Here is a 17,717-nt window from a genome sequence, read left to right on the forward strand (position 1 = left end):
GGCACCACTTAGGGGAAATCTTCGTGGGCTGTCACTAGCCGTGCTGCCGAAGGCCGAGATCATTCTGACTTGGATGCTTGACCGCGAACTCATCGCCAGATTCAACGATCCGGTGCGCTCCACGCACTGGGGGCTTCAGTGGCTACGCTTACGCAATCCGAACTCGAAACCCACCTCTGGAAGGCGGCGGATATCCTGCGCGGCCACGTCGATGCGGGGAAGTTCAAGGACTACATCTTCGCCCTGCTGTTCTACCGCCGCCTCTGCGACGTCTGGGACGAGGAGTTCGAGGTTCTGCTGGCCGAGACCGGCGACCGCGAGGAAGCGGCTGATCCTGAGGAGCACCGCTTCCACGTCCCGCCCCAGCACAACTGGAATGCGGTCAGGAAGAACGCCACCCAGATCGGCCAGCATCTGAACAATGCCTTCGCCGCGATCGAAGACGCCAATCTGCGTCTGCGGGGCGTGTTCGGCGACGTGGACTTCGCCAATCAAGAACGCTTCCCGGACGCGCGGTTGGAGCGGCTACTCGCCCACTTCGAAAAGCACAGGCTGCGGAACAGCGACGTGCCGCCCGACATGCTGGGCGACGCCTACATGTATCTGATCGAGCAGTTCGCCGAGGGGGCGGGCAAGAAGGGTGGTGAGTTCTACACGCCCCGGCAGGTCGTGAAGCTGATCGTCGAATGTCTCGATCCCCAGCCGGGCATGTCCGTTTACGACCCAACATGTGGATCGGGTGGCATGTTGCTGGAAGCGGTCGAGCACCTGAAGGCCAAGGGCCAAGACCCGCGCAGCCTCTCTCTCTACGGGCAGGAGAAGGAACTGGACACTTGGGCCATCGCCCAGATCAACCTGTTCCTCCACGACATCAACGACGCCTTCATCGCCAAGGGCGACACGGTCCTCGATCCGAAGCGATACGACCCACGTGCGGGTGAATTCCTGCCCGGCATTGGGGCCTACGACCGGGTGCTGGCCAACCCGCCCTTCTCGGTGAAGGAGTGGGGTCACGAAGTGTGGACCAACGGAGATCAATACGGGCGCGATGTCTACGGCGTGCCGCCCAAGGGCTACGGTGATCTGGCTTTCGTTCAGCACATGGTCGCCTCACTGAAGGACGATGGCATGCTGGGCGTGGTCGTGCCTCACGGTGTGTTGTTCCGGGGTGGTGCCGAGGGTCGCATCCGCGAGGCCATGCTGAAGGCCGACGTGATCGAAGCGGTGATCGGACTGGCACCCAACCTGTTCTACGGCGCGGGCATCCCGGCGGCGATCCTGATCATCCGCAAGACGAAGCCAGCCGACCGGAAGGGCAAGGTGTTGGTCGTCAACGGAGACGCGACGTTCACACCCGGCAAGGCCCAGAACCATCTCACCGACGCCAATGTGCGGACGATGGCCGACGCCTTCCACGGCTTCGCAGACATCGGGAAGCTGGCGCGCGTCGTGCCTGTCGAGGAGATCGCAGCCAACGAGTCGAATCTGAACATCAGCCGCTACGTCCAGACCGGAGCGGACGCAGATGCTATGGATGTCGCCGAAGAGGTGGCCAAGCTCCAAGACCTCATCGAGAAACGAAACGAGGCCGAAGCTGTGATGTTCGGGCACCTGAAGAGGCTCGGATATGTCCCGTGATCCAGTAGCCGGGTGGGCGTCCGGCCGAATCTCCGATTTGGTCATGGAGATTTCGGAGCGGGTCGATCCGCAAGCTATCGCCGACCTCGATTTTCCCTATCTGGGATTGGAAGATATCGGACAAGGCACAGGCACAATCGTTTCAATTGGCCGGGCCAGTGCGGCAACCAGTCAAAAATCTGGATTTGTCGCGGGCGACACCCTGTTTGGAAAACTGCGTCCCAACCTGAAAAAGGTGGCTCGCCCTGACTTCGATGGCATCTGCTCGACCGATATCGTCGTGTTTCGCGCGAAGCCGCAGGTTGATCCCGATTTCGCATTCAGGGTCCTGTCATCTGACCCCGTGATCGAGCATGCTGTTTCCCAAGCCGCTGGAACCAAGATGCCGAGAGCGCATGCTCGTTCGCTGCTCGCTTTCCACACACTGCTCCCCCCTATCGAAGAGCAACGGCGAATAGCTGAGGTGCTCCGGTCGGTTGATGATGTTCATCGACTGAATGACCTGTCGGTCACCCATCTGCGGCTCCTACGCAAACTTGCGCTTCGAGACTTGTTTACTGCGGCTGACGGTGAGGAGTTCGAGGACACCATTCTCGGCCCGCTTCCCAATGGGTGGGCAGCAGTCCCGGCGGAAGCCATCTGTGGAGCCGTGATTGATTGTAAAAATCGAACGCCCCCTATCACTGAGACCGGATTCGCCGTGGTCCGAACGCCTAATGTCCGACGCGGGCGGTTTGTGCGCCACAACCTCGTGCGAACCGATCCTGCGTCCTTTGACGAGTGGACTCGTCGGGGCCGTCCCAGAGTAGGAGACGTATTGATCACGCGCGAGGCCCCGATTGGTGAGGTCTGCGCTGTGCCGCAGGACGAGCCTATCTGCTTGGGTCAGAGGATGATGCTCTATCGTCCAGAGCCTACAAAACTTGATAGCTCATTCCTGCTCTACGCACTTCAAAGTGAGCCAGTTCAGGACCACCTTCGAAATCTTGGAGGCGGTTCGACAGTTGGCCATGTCCGTGTGGGCGATATCCGTCAACTTCCGATCCCGTGCCCCCCGCTAACCACGCAGATCACAGTGGCAAGGGTGCTCGAAGAGATTGATGTCGCACTCGACCGCGCGGTTGAGTCGCTCATCCAATCGGGCGGCTTAAAGAGAAGTCTCGCCTCCGACCTCCTCTCCGGCAGTGTCAGGGTGCCCGCATGAGCGAATACCGCCTCGCCGAGAAGCCCGCGCTCGATGCTCTGACAGCCATGGGCTACGTCGCGCTTCATCCCGAGGCGGCGATGTTGATGCGGCAGGAGGCGAACCGCGTCCTGCTGAAGCCGGTGCTGATCGAGGGCCTTCAGGCTTTGAACGAGGGGCTGGGCGCCGAGGACGCCGAGGCGATCTACAGCGACCTGTCCACCCTGTCGGACAACGAGGAATGGCAGCGGCGTTTGCGAGGCGCATATTCCCGGCGACTGAAGGGCGAGGCCAAGGACAGGCCAGTCGCTCTGATCGACTTCAAACGACCCGATAGGAACCGCTACCACGTCGTGCGTCAGTTCAAGGTCGAGGCGCAGCGGTCGCGGATCGCCGACCTTGTGGTGTTCGTCAACGGCATCCCGCTGGTCGTCGTCGAGGCCAAATGCCCGCTGAAGGCAGCGGACCGATCCGGTCAGGCGTTCGAGCAGATCAAGCAGTATGAGCGCGATATCCCGCGCCTCTTCTATCCCAACGCCTTCAGCATCGTCACGGACGGCATGGCGACCTTGTATGGCGCAACTCGCGCTCCGGCGAAGTTCTACGCGCCGTGGCCAGACCCGTGGCCGCGCACGCGCGATGAGTTCGCCGACGACCTGTCGAAAGACTTGTGGTGCCTGTTGGAGCCGTCGCGGCTGCTGGACCTGCTGGCCCACTTTATCGTCTTCGAGACGGACCCCGACGACGGCCAGCGGATAAAGAAGGTCTGCCGCTATCAGCAGTTCCGGGCCGTCAACAAGGCGGTGAACCGCGTCGCCGAGGGGACGAAGAAGAAGGGCTTGATCTGGCACACGCAGGGGTCGGGCAAGAGCCTGACGATGGTGTTCCTCGCCCTGAAGCTGAAGACGCATCTGACGCTGGACGCGCCGACGCTTCAGAATCCCAACATTCTCGTCCTGACAGACCGGATTGATCTGGACGACCAGATCGCCAAGACGTTCGTCGCCTGTGGCCTTCCCAACCCGAAGCAGGCAGCTTCGGTCGGGGAGTTGCGCGAGGCGGTAGCGCGCGGCGGCTCGGGCCAAATCCTGATGTCCACGATCTTCAAGTTCCAAGGCTCCAAGGAGCCGATTCCGAACTCTGAGGACTGGATCGTGCTGGTGGACGAGTGCCACCGCACGCAAGAAAAAGACCTCGGGGCCTTCCTGTCCGCGACCCTGCCAAACGCGCGCTTCTTCGGCTTCACCGGCACGCCGATCAAGAAGGCCGACAAGGACACCTACGCCCGCTTCAGCGAGCCGGGCGAGACCTACCTCGACAAATACGGGATCGACGATGCCGTGCGTGACGGCGCCACCGTGCCGATCCTCTACGAAGGCAGGAAGACCGACTGGTCGATCAACGAGAGCGAGATCGACATCCTGTTCGACCGCTGGTTCGTCGATCTTCCCGATGAGAAGCGTGAGAAGTTGAAGCAGAAGGGCGTCAGCCTCGCCCTGATCGCCAAGCACCCGGAGCGCATCCGGCTCATCGCCCGCGACATCTGGGAGCACTTCAAACAGACCTGCCGCCCGGACGGCTTCAAGGCTCAGATCGTCGCCATCGACCGCGAGTCGGTCGTGCTCTACCGCGCGGCCTTGGCCGAGGTGATCACCACCGACCTGATCAAGGATGGGATCGCTGAGACCGACGCGGCGGCGAAGGCCCATCGGATGATTAGCTGCGTCTTCTCCAAGGCCCAGACGGACGGCTACCCGTCCGACGACCCGGTCATTGAAAGCGTGCGCCAGCAGTTGAATGCCTACTTCCTCGACGACGACGGGGAGAAGGTGGCCAAAAAGGCGTTCAAGGCCAATACCGACGAACCCAGCTTCCTGATCGTCTGTGACAAGCTGCTGACCGGCTTCGACGCGCCGAACGAGCACGTCATGTATCTCGACAAGCCCCTTCGCGAGCACGGTCTGCTTCAGGCCATCGCCCGGACCAACCGCACTTGCTCGGTCAAGCGACCGGATGGCACTTCGGTCGATAAGCCCCACGGCCGGATCGTGGACTACATCGGGGTGACCCAGAACCTCGAAGACGCACTGTCGTCCTATCGCGCTGACGATGTTCAGAATGCGCTGATCGACCTCGACCTGCTGCGACGCGATCTGCGGAAGACCCACGCCGAGTTCATGCGCCTGAAGCGTCTGATGGGTCTCAACGGCATGGATGAAAAGGCCGCCGCCTACGCTGTTGAGAAGCTCGTCTCGGATGGCCGCGAGGACGACTGGTTCGAGCTTCAGCGGCTCGGCCGCCACTTCGTGCGGACCTATGGCGACCTGTCGCCCGACCCGGCCATCCTCGACTTCACCGAGGACATGAAGTGGACCGCCGCGTTCCTGAGGTTGGCCCAACAGGCGATCACCAAGGACGAAAGCCTCGACCACCTGACCTACTCCGGCAAGATCAGGGACATGCTGGAAGAGCACGTTCGCGCCACCGGCCTGAGCACGACCGTCCGCCTCCGCAACATCACCGATCCCGACTTCAAGGACGACTTCCAGACCGATGGACGGACGGAGGAGGAGCAGAAGGAATCCTTCATCCGCAAGGCCGCCGAACTGAAGCGAGTGACCCGCGAACTCGTTGATAAGAACCCGGCCCAATACGGCCGCTTCTCCGAGCGGGTGATTGAGATCATCCGCAGGTTCGAGGAAGGGCAAATCGCTGCTGGCGAGGGTCTCAAGGCGTTCGAAGACCTGACCGGCAGGATCGAGGCCGAGGCTGGCGCCCACACCGAACTGGGCATGGACGAGCGCGCTTTCGCCATCCTGCGGATCATGGAGCCGCATGCTCCGGATGCCGAGCACAGTGCCCTTCAGGCCGTCGCAGTCGAGGTCGGCGATCTCTACGCCGCCGCACAGGCCAGCCAGCCGTCTTGGTTCTTTATGGACAGCTACAAGAAAGAGCTTCGCCGGGACGTTCGGAAGGTGCTGCGTCCGCTCGAACTAGGCGACGCCAACGCCGTCAGGGACGAGATCGAGAACTACGCCATCCACGCCTACGCCGGATCGCACTGATGGGCATGGTTCGCATCGGCCAGACCGAGGTGGCCTACGAGCTTCGGCGCACAGCGACGATCTCTGAGCGTCGGATCACGGTCACGCCCGGCCATGTCGAGGTGCTGGCCCTCACCACGGATGACGATGCGGAGATCGACGCCTTCCTGAACCGCAAGCGGCAATGGCTCTTCAACACCCTGCGCGAGCTTGAAACCGCGACGGCCAAGCGCGCCGTGGTCCCGCGCTTCATGACCGGTTCGAAGATTCCCTTCCGGGGCCGGAATGCGCGTCTCACCGTCCGCCGTCATGACGGCCCGCGCGTCGAGATAGACTACCGCAACGGCTTCCTTGTGGACCTGCCATCATGGGTCCGCGACGAGGATCAGGACGACATCGTCGCCACCGAGATCAAGCTCTGGCTAAAGCGGCGAGTTCGACGCGACGTGATGGAGATTGCGGCCGCCTATCGCAGACGGTTCGGTCTGAAGCCACGCACGATCCGGGTCGCGGACATGAAGACCGGCTGGGGCGCCTGCGGTCTGACTGGCTCTATCCTGATCAACTGGACGCTAGTGTTCGCGCCGAAAGCGGTGCTGGAATACGTCGTGGTCCACGAGTTGGCACACCTGAGGGTGCGGTCGCACGGGCCGGAATTCTGGGCCTATCTGGCGACGCTGTTGCCGGGCTACGAACGGCCGAAGGGGTGGCTCGATATGCATCAGGGAGCGTTGGACGCTGGATTCCTAAGTCGGCTTTCCGCGACCCCATAGAAGGTCGGATCGCGTTCGATCCCGACAAATCTCCGCCCCTCCTGAATCGCGGCCAAGCCGGTCGTCCCTGATCCCATGCAGCAGTCGAGCACGGTGTCGCCTTCGTTGGTGTAGGTTCGGACGAGATAGCGCATGAGTTCAAGCGGCTTCTGAGAGGGATGGACCGGCTGCGCTTCGGAGGGGAACCGTAAGATGGACGTTGGGTAGTCGGTCAGGGTTTGGTGGCTTCCACGCCCGGTGATCGGCTTGTTCCGATACATCGATCGCTCACCCCGGAGCACAGTCGCCGGAGCGTCCACCGGCGCCGATGGCGACCGATCTCGAACTCCCTGCGGATTATAGGTCATCGGTCGCTTTGATTTGCCCGCCTGCACAGCCGTCGCAGGAGAGAAAACGAGAATGTCCTCATGCTTCTTCATCGGTTTGCGCTTGGCGTGGAGGAAGCCAGTCGCGCGGCTCTTCTCCCAGACAAGGGAGTATTTCAGCCAAGCCAAGTTCGACGCTGCGAGGTGGGTCGTGAAGGGCTGACTGGCTGTCAGCACCACCACACCGTTCGGCTTGAGAAGCCTTCTGAACTCATCCCACATCGCGTCTAGCGGTAAGGCTTGGTCCCATTCGTGGACGGTCAGATTGTAGGGAAGATCGGCGATGATGGCATGGATCGAGGCGTCGGCCAGCCCAGCCATCTCGATCATGCAGTCACCAAGAATTAGAGTGCAGTCCCGGACCGATTGCTCGTGATCGACGAGCATGGTTTGGAGATTGAGACCCGCCATCACTCGCAGCAGACTGCGGATGTTTCCACGTCCCCTCTCCACCTGAATCACGGTCGGCTTGGCGATTCCAACAAGGGCGGCGAGTTGCGATTGAGGGAGACCAGCCGATCGACGAACTCGTGCAATCGCCGATCCGAGGGATTCGGCCGGTGCCTGAAAGGCGAAGCGAAGTTTCAACGCCGCAAGCACAGCGAGAAGAGATCGCACTGATCCGTCGCCTCGCTCGATGTTTCGAGCGGTAGCGAGATCGATCAAGGCCGCTAGGCGTAGTTCGTCCTGCGTCATCCGCTTCGCCCTGCGGACTTCGCGGATGGCTAAACCGATACGAACCGCCGTCTCGGATATGGTAGAATCGTGGACCAAAAGGCCGATCTCGCTAGCCGCTAGTGGGCTCAATTCAGTGAGAAACGTTTACCGATCGATTCGCCAGTTCGTTCGAGTTGGTTGGCGTTCCTGCACTGCGAATTTGAAATCGGGCTATGACTACCCGTAGTTCTACCTCCATCTCTCAGGGCCATCCGCGCAAGCGCGTCCGGCCACTCCTCTCGGTCATCGACCTCTGGCTACGCCATCGATCGACTGACCTGTTTCCGCCCGCCCTGCGACAGAGGGACGGCAGCGCCCCGGTCTATTTCGAAGCGGCGGCGGTCATCACGGTGCTGGTGCTGCTGGGGCAGATTCTGGAACTGCGGGCGCGCGAGCAGACCTCGGGCGCGATCCGCACGCTGCTGAACCTGACGCCAAAGTCGGCCCGACGTGTTCGCGACGATGGGGCCGACGAAGATGTTGACCTGGTCCTTGTTGCCATCGGTGACCGGCTTCGCGTCCGGCCTGGAGAGCAGGTTCCGGTCGATGGCGAAATCCTCGAAGGCCGGGTCGCCATCGACGAGTCCCTCATCACTGGAGAGTCCATGCCGGCGACGAAGGATGTCGGGGCCTCCGTAGTGGCGGGATCGTTGAACATGACCGGTTCCTTCATCATGCGCGCGGACCATGTCGGCGCGGATACGCTACTGTCCCGGATCGTCCAGATGGTCGCCCAGGCCCAGCGAAGCCGGGCGCCGATCCAGAGGCTGGCGGACACAGTCTCTGGCTGGTTCGTGCCTGCGGTCATTCTGATCGCAGGCGTCGCGGCTCTCGTCTGGGCCTGGATCGGGCCGGATCCGCGCCTGTCCTACGCCCTGCTGGCGGCGGTCTCGGTGCTGATTATCGCCTGCCCCTGCGCGCTTGGGCTCGCCACGCCCATTTCGATCATGGTGGGGGTCGGACGCGGCGCGCGGGCAGGCATCCTGATCCGCGACGCCGAGGCCCTCGAACGGTTCGAGAAGGTCGATACCTTGATCCTCGACAAGACCGGCACCCTCACCGAGGGGCGACCTTCGGTGACGACGATCCTGCCTGCGAAGGGATTCGACGAGACAGAGCTGCTGCGGCTCTGCGCCAGCCTCGAACGGGGCAGCGAACATCCGCTGGCCGAAGCGATCATCCGCGCGGCGTTGGACCGGAAGCTCGACCTTGCCGAGGCGAAAGATTTCGATAGTCCGGTCGGTCGGGGCGTCTCGGGCGTCGTCGAGGGGAAGGCGGTCGCGCTGGGCAATGCGAGCTTCCTCAATGACCTCCCGGTCGATATCTCCGGTATGGCGAAGCAGGCGGATGACCTGAGGGCGAAGGGCGCAACGGCGATCTTCGTCGCGGTTGACGGACAGGTGGCTGGCGTTCTCGGCATCTCCGACCCCGTGAAGGTGACCACTCCGGATGCGATCAAGGCTCTGAAGGCGGCAGGCCTGAAGCTTGTCATGATCACCGGCGACAACCGGACGACCGCCGAAGTCGTCGCCCGGGGGCTGGGCATCGATGAGGTTCAGGCCGAGGTGCTGCCGCAAGACAAGGCCGCCGTCGTCGCCCGCCTGCGCGGCCAGGGTCGTATCGTCGCCATGGTAGGGGATGGGGTCAATGACGCCCCGGCGCTCGCGGCGGCCGACGTGGGCGTCGCCATGGGCACGGGATCGGATGTCGCTATCGAGAGCGCAGGAGTCACCCTTCTGGGCGGCGATCTGGACGGACTGGTGCGGGCCAGACGCCTGTCGAAGGCCGTTATGAGCAACATCCGGCAAAATCTTCTGTTCGCCTTCGGCTACAACGCGATCGGCATACCGGTCGCCGCGGGCGTCCTCTATCCGGCGTTCGGATGGATGCTGTCCCCGGCCCTGGCGGCGCTCGCCATGGCGCTGTCGTCGGTCAGCGTGATCGCCAATGCGCTCAGGCTCAGGTCCGTCAGACTTTAGCGATGCTCCGTTATGATCGCCGCATACGGGGCCTCGCGGCCTGTTTCTCGGGGGTCGCAGGTTACGTCGATGCGATCGGCTTTCTGATGACGGGCGGGTTCTTCGTGTCCTTCATGAGCGGGAACTCGACCCGTCTCGGGATCGGGTTGGCGGAGGGGGCACCCAACACGGCGTTCGCCGCCGCCTTGCTGGTGACCTTCGTCGTCGGCGTGATGGCTGGAGCCGTCGTGGGCCGGATCTCGAAGACGCATCGACGTCCGGCGGTACTGGGCCTGGTCACCGGGTCGCTGGCGTCGGCCGTGGTCCTGCATTGGATCGGCGCCGGCGTTTTCGTGGCGATCCCGATGGTTCTCGCGATGGGCGCGGAGAACACGGTCTTTGCGGAAGACGGCGAGGTCAGGATCGGCCTGACCTACATGACCGGCACCCTGGTCAAGCTGGGCAAGCGGCTGACGGCTGCCCTGCTCGGGGGGGACCGCTTCGGATGGGTGCCGTTCCTGCTGCTCTGGTCCGGATTGCTGGCCGGCGCTGTTGCGGGTGCTCTGGCCTACAATGCGTTCGGTGTGAACGCCCTGGTGGGGGCCGTCATTGTCATGGCGACGCTGACGATCGTCACGATCATTATCGGACCCGACCCCAGGCCTCAGCCCTGAGGCGGGCGGCGCTGTCCCGGCCCACGGCCGTCGGACAAAGGCGCTGACTCGAGGGTCCCCAGATAGGCGATCAGGTCGTCGATCTCGCTGGCCCTGAAGACGTAGGGCGGCATGGCCGGGTGGGTCGTCACGAGGCCTGTCGCAAAGGCCGTCTCCAGGTCGTCGAGAGACCGACGACGAACGACGTCACGAAACGGAGGCGCGGCCGGGAAGGGGCTGGCACCGGTCGGGTCGATCGCATGGCAACTCGCGCAACCGATGACCATGATCGCCCGACCCCGCGATGCGGCCTCGAGCTCCAGCGCGACCGAAAGAGAGGGCGGTGCCGTTGTCGCCTGCGCGGCGACGGGCACCGGGTCGGCCGTGCTGCAAGACACAAGCAGCAGGAGCGCTCCGGATATGACGGCTCTGGTGGTCGGGCGTTGCGTGGCCATGGCGACGATATGGCCTGCGATCCGGCGGAGCGTCCTTGATACAGGTCAAAGGCGAATCAGCGATCCGGCACGGCTCCCGCGATGGCGGCGAAGGCCGTCATCAATACCCTGCCCGAAGCCGCCAGGGCGACTGCTTCGTCCGGATCGAGGTCGGGAGCGAGAACCCGCTCGACCCCGCCCGCGCCCAGGACGCAGGGCAGGCTGAGGCAAAGGTCGGACAGGCCGTATTGTCCGGTCAGCAGGGTCGACACCGGAACGACCGCCCGCTCGTCACGGATAACGGCCTCGCAGATGCGCACGATGGCGGTCGCCACCCCGTATGAGGTGTATCCCTTGCCCTTGACGATGTCATAGCCGGCGTCGCGGACCTGACGCGCGATCGCGGCCTGGTCCAGCTCTACGGAGCCAGCGCAGAACTGTTCCAGAGCCTGTCCGCCGATCCGGACGGTGGAGAAGGCCGCGACCTCGCTGTCGCCGTGCTCGCCCAGCACGAAGGCTTCGACGGAGGCCGGCGACACCTTCAGCGTCTCCGACAGGGTTTGTTTCAGGCGGCTGGTGTCCAGAAGCGTACCGGTTCCGATCACCCGCGCGGGCGAAAGACCGGATCGGCGCAGGGCGACGAGGGTCATCAGGTCGACGGGGTTGGCTGCAACGACGAGGACGCCCTGAAAGCCTGCGTCCATCAGCGAGCCCACACAGTCTGTCACGATCGCAGCGCTTTCGGCGGCCACCGACAGGCGGGTCTGCGCGCCATGGGTGACGCTGCCGGCGGTGATGACGGCGATGCCCGCACAGGCGGCGTCGGCGTAGTCGCCCGCCCGGACGCGGGCGGGCCGTGCCAGGGCGTTGGCGTCAGCGATGTCGGCGGCCTCCGTCTCGGCCAGGGCCTGATTGCTGTCGATCAGGACGATTTCGCGGACCAGCGCGCGGAGCATCAAGGCATAGGCAGCCGTCGCCCCGACGTGGCCGGCCCCGATGATCGCGATCCTGCCGGGATCAGCCGTGGGCTGTGCCTCCGTCATGTCGCGGCGGGTCATACGACGGCTCCGAACAACCTGCCGATACCCGCCGTGATCGCCATGGCCAGAACGCCCCACAGCGTCACCCGAACCACCGGCTTCAGCATCGACGCGCCCCCGGCCTTCGCACCGATGCCGCCAAGCAGCGCGAGGCTGACCACAGCCGCCGCCGTGACCGTCGCGATCATGGTCGAGACGGGGGCGACAGCGGCAGCGATCAGGGGAACGGCCGCGCCGATCGAGAAGGCCATCGCGGAGGCGAAGGCGGCCTGGATCGGGCGCGCTGTCGTGATCTCGGAGATGCCCAGTTCATCGCGCACGTGAGCCGCAAGCGCGTCGGTCGCCGTCAGCTGCCTGGCGACCTCGTCCGCCAGCTCCGTCGTCAATCCCCGCGCAGCGTAGAAGCCCGACAACTCGCGCAGTTCAGCCTCGGGCGACGCGGCAAGCTCCCCGCGCTCCCGGTCGATGTCCGCCTTCTCCGTGTCGGACTGGGAGCTGACGGAGACATATTCCCCGGCCGCCATCGACATGGCGCCGGCGACAAGGCCGGCGACCCCGGCGACGAGGATGCCGCTTCGGCCGGCCTCGGCTGCCGCGACCCCGACGATCAGACTGGCCGTCGAGACGATCCCGTCATTGGCCCCGAGCACCGAAGCCCGGAGCCAGCCGACCCGCCCGAAGAGATGGCGTTCCCGGTGCATGCGTTCAGACCCCTTGTCTGGGTGGACGCGCGCAGACGATCGACACGCGGACACCCGGCCTGGCGTCGGCGATGTCGATCACCGCGCCGAGTTGATTGGCGAGGGCCTGGATGATGCCCGTGCCCAGGCCCTTCCTGGCATTCCCGCGATCGCGCGGCATGCCGACGCCATCGTCGCGCACGGTCAGGCTCCAGCCCTCGCCCCGGGCACGGTAGTCGACTTCGATCCGCCCGTCCCGGTCGTCAGGAAAGGCGTGCTTGAGTGCATTGATCACCAGTTCAGTGACGATCAGGCCCAGGCTGACGGCCTCGCCCGACGAGCCGATGCTTTCGTCGACGGTGACATTCAGACTGATCTGGTTGTGATCGCGGATCATCGAGTCGCCGATGCCGCGGCACAGGTCGGTGAAATAGCCGCGGAGTTCGACATCGCCGAGCGTGGACCCGGCGAGGTGGCGCTGGACGGTAGCGACCGACAGAATCCGCTGGTGGGCGTCGCGGAGATGAGCACGGCTCTCGTCGGAGCAGGTCTTTCGGATCCCCTGCATCAGGACGCTGGCGATGATCTGCAAGCTGTTGGCGGTGCGGTGCTGGACCTCCTGGAAAAGGACCGTCTTTTCCCGGATCAGGTCGTCCTTCCTTCGCTCCCTCGCGCGCGCTTCGGTGACGTCCTCGATGGACAGAAGCAGCCGGATGCCGTCTGCATTTCCGTACGCGAGACGCTGGACATGCAGGATCAGACGTCGCACGCCGTCCCTGGCCTTCAGGTCCATCTCACAGGCGCGAACCGAGGCCTGGCCATGGGCCGTCGCCGTCAGCAGCGACCAGAGTTGCGGCACATTCCATTCGCCCCCGCCGAGGTCGGCGAGGCGCGCTCCCGGAATGTCCTCCGGCCCCACATCGAAGGCCTCGAGAAAACTCTGGCTGGCGGCCACGATCGACAGGTCGTCGTCCAGCAGAAGCGCCGGCGCGACCGAGGCGGAAATGAGCGACAGCGCCAGGTTCAAGGCGATCTCGGAGGGAGGCTCGAGCGATGTCATCAGCATGGATGGTCCACCCCGGGGGACTGCATCACCGGACCCTAGGGTGTTCATCTCGCTCCAGCCTTGATCCAGATCACCGATTTTGGTCTGCCGATCCGCCGGGATGGCGCGTCATCCAAAGTCGCCTCCTCATGACCCTCGCCACCCCGAAAACCCTGAGCCGCCACCTTCGCCCAGGTTCGCCTCTCACAGTCCTGATCAGAACAGGCGGGCCTCGGGGCTGACCGCGCCGGGGCCTGGGCTGACATCGGATCCGGCATCGCCCAATGAGAAGCATTCGGTCTTGCTGCGTCCGGCCGAGGCGCTGATCGCGCAGATCAGTTCGGGCTTGAGCCGAATGATCGCGATCGAGCTGGTCGCCGGGCAATAGACGCTGACCATGGGCCAACGTGCGAACATCAGGCGGTTCAGGCGCTCGACCTCGGCCGGGTCGATGACCTCCAGTCCCCGCGCCGCCATGGAGACGCCGACCGCGCCACCGACCTCGATGCTGGAGTGGATGGCGATCGAGACACGGGGGTCGGCCTCGAGGTTGGCCAGTTTCTGGCTTTCGCGCCCGGTGACGAAATACAGGTTCAGGCCTTCGTTGATGTAGCCGACCGTGGTGACCTGGGGCCAGCCGTCCGCCCGGAGGGTGGCGACGCTCATCAGCCGCTCATGCTCCAGCAGCTGTACGATGGTTTCCACAGCGGCACCGTGAATGGGCGGATATGGGGCCGGGGTGGTCATGGGCTGGTGCTCCGTCGATGACGGCAATTACCCCGCCCGAGCCACGCAAACCTTGATCTGGCGCAAGGCCCGCCGCTCAGATCTCGCCTGAGGCGTGCTGGCGAAGTCGTTCCGACCGCTCGACGATGAGTTCATTCTGCGACGGGATCGAGATCAGGCCCATGACCTTCATCCGGGTCAGAACGCGGCTGACCGTCTCGATCGTTAAACCCAGATAGTCTGCGATCTCGCCGCGCCTCATGGGCAGGCGCACGTGACCGGGCGCGCTCGGGCGCGCGGGGTCGTGACCGGGCAGGTCGAGCAGGAAGGACGCCATACGCTCGATCGCGGTCTTGCGGCCCAGCAGCAGCATCTGGTTCTCCGCAGCCGCCAGTTCGTGGGAGGTGCGGTGAAGCAGCATGTGCTCCAGAGGCGGCGAGTTCGCGACCAGGGCGCGGAACGGACCCTTTCGAAAGCGGCAGACGGAGGAGGCTTCCATCGCCTCGGCAGAGAACGGAGAGGTCTCGCCGATCGCCAGACCGAGAAAGTCGCCCGCGAACAGGAAGCCGGTGATCTGTCGACGCCCGTCGGGCAGGAGCTTGTAGACCCTCAGCGATCCCGCCGTGATGTTGAAGACGTGGGGCGCAGGCTCGCCCTCGCGGATGAGGGCGGCGCCGGATTTGAGACTGATGACCTCGGCCAGGTCGCTGAGGCGCTGCAGGTCCGCGTCGTCAGCGGCCCCGCAGAGGCTCAGCACGCGGGCACCGCAGCTGGTGCAGTCGCTGTCTTCCGGCCGATCGGCGCAACCCGGCGGGGACGGTGGTCGCGGCGCAAGCGAAGGCTTCAGGACAACGACCATGTCCCAGTGTGCGCCTGAAACGGGTGATTACCGAGTCGGTTTATTGATCTGGATCAACTCAATGCCTCCAATGGTGAAGCTGGAAACTTGATGGTGGACGGGATCAGTGAGTTGATTGACCCTGAATGCTCTTCAGATAGGCGATCAGATCTGAGTTTTCCTCCGTCGACATCACGAACTCGGGCATGGACGGGTGGGCGGTGTCGATGCCCTCGGCGAACGCTTCGGCCAGGTCGTCGACAGGGTAGCGCAGGCCGAGCTCCCTGAAACGGGGCGCGGCGGGCAGCGGACTTTCGCCCGCCACGCCCACGGCATGGCAGCCGGCGCAGTTCGCCTCGGCATAGGCCGCTCCGCGCTGCTGCGCGACGACGTTCTGAGTGGAGAGGTCAACCCGTGGGACTCGTCTCACCGGCACGAGGGAATGAACCGCACAGCCCGTGAGCCCGAGCAGCACGGCGACGGCAACAAGATGTCTCACAGGCGTCCTCCTGACCGGTAGCGAATCTCCCATGCCGGTCCGTCGAGATCATTGATCCTGATCAAGGCGTATGACGCGGCAAACGGCTCTGATTTCAGCGAACGGGATACGATGACATGCCTCTCGCCAGCCTCCTGGTCTATGTCGACGAAGGTCCGGAGGCGACAGCGCGCGTCGCCCTGGCCTGCGCGATTGCGGGCCTGTCCAAAGCCCATGTGATCGGTCTGGCCGCCAGCATGCCGGACGTTCCCCAGGTCGATCCCTTTGCCGGCGGTGCCATGCTGGGCGAGATGCTGGGTCTGTTCCGTGATGTCGCAGAGGCGGACGTCAGTCGGGCCCGGACCCTGTTCTGGGACGCGGTAGGCGACTATTCCGACCACGCGGAGTGGCGGGGCGAGGTGGGCTATCCTTCCGACCTGGTCGTGCAGGCGCTCCGGGCCTCCGACATCGCTGTCCTCGGACGCTGTGATCCCGTGCGCTCGCCGGCGCGCTCGCCTGACCCCGCCGACGTGCTGTTGGCCGCGGGCCGCGCCGTGCTCATTGTTCCGCCGGAGGTTGCGAAGGGGCCGATCGGCACCCCGGCCGTCGTCGCCTGGAAAGACTGTCGCGAGGCCCAGCGGGCGGTCGCCTCGGCCCTGCCGATCCTCGCCGCCTCGTCGATCGTCCATGTCATCGAGGTCTGCGCCGCCGAGCAGGTCGATGAGGCAAGGCTTCGCGCGGAGGACGTGGCGGTGTTCCTGGGTCGGCACGGCATCGTCGCCAGCGCCCAGATCGTGAAGGGCGACGGCCGGGCGAGGTCCGATCAGATCATCGCGTTCGCCGGGGACTACGGCGCGGGCCTGATCGTGGCGGGTGGATATGGCCATGCGCGGTTGCGTGAATGGGTGATGGGTGGCGTGACCCGCGGACTGTTGAACCACTCGCCGGTCTGCCTGCTGCTCAGCCATTGACCCGCCCCGCGGGTTTGGTGGGGCGTCGCGCTCTCCTGGCCGGATCGGTATGGCTGTGCGGGCCGACGATCGGCAGGGTGTTGATCCCGGCTTGGAGCCGACCCGCCACCGCCCGGGTCCCGGGTCCCGGGATCCGCCAGGAAGAGGCGATCGACGTGGAGACGGCGCGGATGGGTCGCGCGAACCGCAAGCGCTGAAACCGGTGTCAGACGCGGTGATCGCGGGCGGTCTTCGGCCTGGTCCGGTTCGGTTTCGGAATCACAGCTTCGTTCGAAGCGCCCACAGCTCGGGGAAGCAACGTCGCTCCAGCGTCGAGGACAGATAGCCGACCCCATCGGTGCCGCCGGTGCCGCGGCGCCGACCGATGATCCGCTCCACCGTCACCACATGTTTGTGGCGCCAGGTCAGAAGGGCGTCGTCCAGATCGACCAGTTTCTCGGCCAGCTGATAGAAGGGCCACCAGCGTTCGGTGTCGCGATAGACCTCCAGCCAGGCGGCCTCGACGGCCTCGGACGGCTGATAGGGCTGGCTCACATCGCGGTTCAGGACGACGTCCGGGACAGGCAGACCGGCCTTCGCCATCTGGGCGAGGGCGTCGTCATAGAGGCTGGGCGCAGCCAGGGCTTCGGCCAGGGCGGCATGGGCCTCGGGCCGGTCCTGCTGGAACGACAGAAACTTCGCGTCCTTCAGGCCCAGCATGGTCTCGAACCGACGGAATTGATCGCTCTGGAAGCCGGAGCTGGAGCCCAGTACGCCCCTGAAGCGCAGGTAGTCGGCCGGCGTCATGGTGGCCAGGATGTCCCAGCTCTGGGTCATCACGGCCTGGATGCGGCTGACCCGCGCCAGGCTCTTGTAGGCCGGGACCAGATCTCCGGCGCGGACCAGCGACTGGGCCAGCGCCACCTCGTGCAGGATCTGTTTGAGCCAAAGCTCCTTGGTCTGATGGATGACCACGAACAGCATCTCGTCATGTTCGTCGCTGACCGGGTTCTGGGCGGCCAGCAGCCTGTCCAGGTCCAGATAGCGGGCATAGGTCATGTCGGCGGCGGGCGTGTCGGTCATGCCGTTGTATCGAATGGTTTTCGACCGGCCTCAAGGTCAGCCGAACAAAAAGGGGCACGTATCTTGCGCGCCGGTCCAGGACCGGCCGTGGACCCCGACGTCCATCCACAAT

Annotated in this window: 15 protein-coding genes and 1 pseudogene; 7 read left to right on the forward strand and 9 right to left on the reverse strand. The window is 64.6% G+C overall.

The window, feature by feature from the left end:
• Nucleotides 1–138 precede the first annotated feature (138 nt).
• Genes ACW18A_RS00670 through ACW18A_RS00685 form a run of 4 tightly spaced genes read left to right on the forward strand, consistent with a single transcriptional unit; the run spans nucleotide 139 to nucleotide 6,638 of the window.
• Complete coding sequence (locus ACW18A_RS00670) at nucleotides 139–1,638, forward strand: type I restriction-modification system subunit M (RefSeq protein WP_492022903.1); 1,500 nt, start codon at nucleotides 139–141, stop codon at nucleotides 1,636–1,638.
• Nucleotides 1,628–2,842, forward strand: a complete 1,215-nt coding sequence (locus ACW18A_RS00675; protein ID WP_492022904.1) for a restriction endonuclease subunit S — start codon at nucleotides 1,628–1,630, stop codon at nucleotides 2,840–2,842. The genes ACW18A_RS00670 and ACW18A_RS00675 overlap by 11 nt, the downstream gene beginning before the upstream one ends.
• Complete coding sequence (locus ACW18A_RS00680; protein WP_492022905.1) at nucleotides 2,839–5,886, forward strand: type I restriction endonuclease subunit R; 3,048 nt, start codon at nucleotides 2,839–2,841, stop codon at nucleotides 5,884–5,886. The genes ACW18A_RS00675 and ACW18A_RS00680 overlap by 4 nt, the downstream gene beginning before the upstream one ends.
• A complete protein-coding gene (locus ACW18A_RS00685; protein ID WP_492022906.1) occupies nucleotides 5,886–6,638 on the forward strand; it encodes a M48 family metallopeptidase in 753 nt (250 codons plus the stop codon). The genes ACW18A_RS00680 and ACW18A_RS00685 overlap by 1 nt, the downstream gene beginning before the upstream one ends.
• On the opposite strand, the gene ACW18A_RS00690 is transcribed toward ACW18A_RS00685, so the two are convergent.
• Nucleotides 6,587–7,699: a DNA methyltransferase gene (locus ACW18A_RS00690; protein WP_492022907.1), complete on the reverse strand. Its 1,113-nt coding sequence runs from the start codon at nucleotides 7,697–7,699 to the stop codon at nucleotides 6,587–6,589. The two genes, ACW18A_RS00685 and ACW18A_RS00690, sit on opposite strands and share 52 nt — an antisense overlap.
• Nucleotides 7,700–7,998: 299 nt before the next feature.
• On the opposite strand from ACW18A_RS00690, the pseudogene ACW18A_RS00695 reads away from it, so the two are divergent.
• Together ACW18A_RS00695 and ACW18A_RS00700 are read left to right on the forward strand one after the other, a co-directional pair.
• Nucleotides 7,999–9,699 (forward strand): annotated as a pseudogene (locus ACW18A_RS00695) (copper-translocating P-type ATPase); the annotation flags it as partial.
• A 2-nt stretch (nucleotides 9,700–9,701) separates the two neighbouring features.
• Nucleotides 9,702–10,352 carry a YoaK family protein gene (locus tag ACW18A_RS00700; RefSeq protein WP_492022908.1) on the forward strand — a complete coding sequence of 217 codons (651 nt, stop codon included), beginning with the start codon at nucleotides 9,702–9,704 and terminating at the stop codon, nucleotides 10,350–10,352.
• Here ACW18A_RS00700 and ACW18A_RS00705 read toward each other — a convergent pair.
• From ACW18A_RS00705 to ACW18A_RS00735, 7 genes are all read right to left on the reverse strand, one after another.
• Nucleotides 10,343–10,786 carry a c-type cytochrome gene (locus ACW18A_RS00705; protein WP_492022909.1) on the reverse strand — a complete coding sequence of 148 codons (444 nt, stop codon included), beginning with the start codon at nucleotides 10,784–10,786 and terminating at the stop codon, nucleotides 10,343–10,345. The genes ACW18A_RS00700 and ACW18A_RS00705 overlap by 10 nt on opposite strands.
• A gap of 56 nt (nucleotides 10,787–10,842) precedes the next feature.
• Nucleotides 10,843–11,823: an L-lactate dehydrogenase gene (locus ACW18A_RS00710; protein ID WP_492022910.1), complete on the reverse strand. Its 981-nt coding sequence runs from the start codon at nucleotides 11,821–11,823 to the stop codon at nucleotides 10,843–10,845.
• A complete protein-coding gene (locus ACW18A_RS00715; RefSeq protein ID WP_492022911.1) occupies nucleotides 11,820–12,506 on the reverse strand; it encodes a VIT1/CCC1 transporter family protein in 687 nt (228 codons plus the stop codon). Before ACW18A_RS00715 ends, ACW18A_RS00710 begins: the two co-directional genes overlap by 4 nt.
• 4 nt (nucleotides 12,507–12,510) lie before the next feature.
• Nucleotides 12,511–13,551, reverse strand: a complete 1,041-nt coding sequence (locus tag ACW18A_RS00720; RefSeq protein ID WP_492022912.1) for a sensor histidine kinase — start codon at nucleotides 13,549–13,551, stop codon at nucleotides 12,511–12,513.
• 195 nt (nucleotides 13,552–13,746) lie between these two features.
• On the reverse strand, nucleotides 13,747–14,277 hold the full coding sequence (locus ACW18A_RS00725; protein WP_492022913.1) for a pyridoxamine 5'-phosphate oxidase family protein: 531 nt from the start codon (nucleotides 14,275–14,277) through the stop codon (nucleotides 13,747–13,749).
• 76 nt (nucleotides 14,278–14,353) lie between these two features.
• Entirely contained in the window at nucleotides 14,354–15,115 is a 762-nt protein-coding gene (locus ACW18A_RS00730; protein ID WP_492022914.1) for a Crp/Fnr family transcriptional regulator, read from the reverse strand.
• A 103-nt stretch (nucleotides 15,116–15,218) separates the two neighbouring features.
• Nucleotides 15,219–15,593: a c-type cytochrome gene (locus ACW18A_RS00735; protein WP_492022915.1), complete on the reverse strand. Its 375-nt coding sequence runs from the start codon at nucleotides 15,591–15,593 to the stop codon at nucleotides 15,219–15,221.
• 116 nt (nucleotides 15,594–15,709) lie between these two features.
• Between ACW18A_RS00735 and ACW18A_RS00740 the strand changes: the two genes are divergently transcribed.
• Entirely contained in the window at nucleotides 15,710–16,543 is an 834-nt protein-coding gene (locus tag ACW18A_RS00740) for a universal stress protein (protein ID WP_492022916.1), read from the forward strand.
• 258 nt (nucleotides 16,544–16,801) lie between these two features.
• On the opposite strand, the gene ACW18A_RS00745 is transcribed toward ACW18A_RS00740, so the two are convergent.
• Nucleotides 16,802–17,605 carry a tryptophan 2,3-dioxygenase gene (locus tag ACW18A_RS00745; RefSeq protein ID WP_492022917.1) on the reverse strand — a complete coding sequence of 268 codons (804 nt, stop codon included), beginning with the start codon at nucleotides 17,603–17,605 and terminating at the stop codon, nucleotides 16,802–16,804.
• Nucleotides 17,606–17,717 lie beyond the last annotated feature (112 nt).

Source organism: Brevundimonas sp. AVps5 (genome assembly GCF_058681515.1).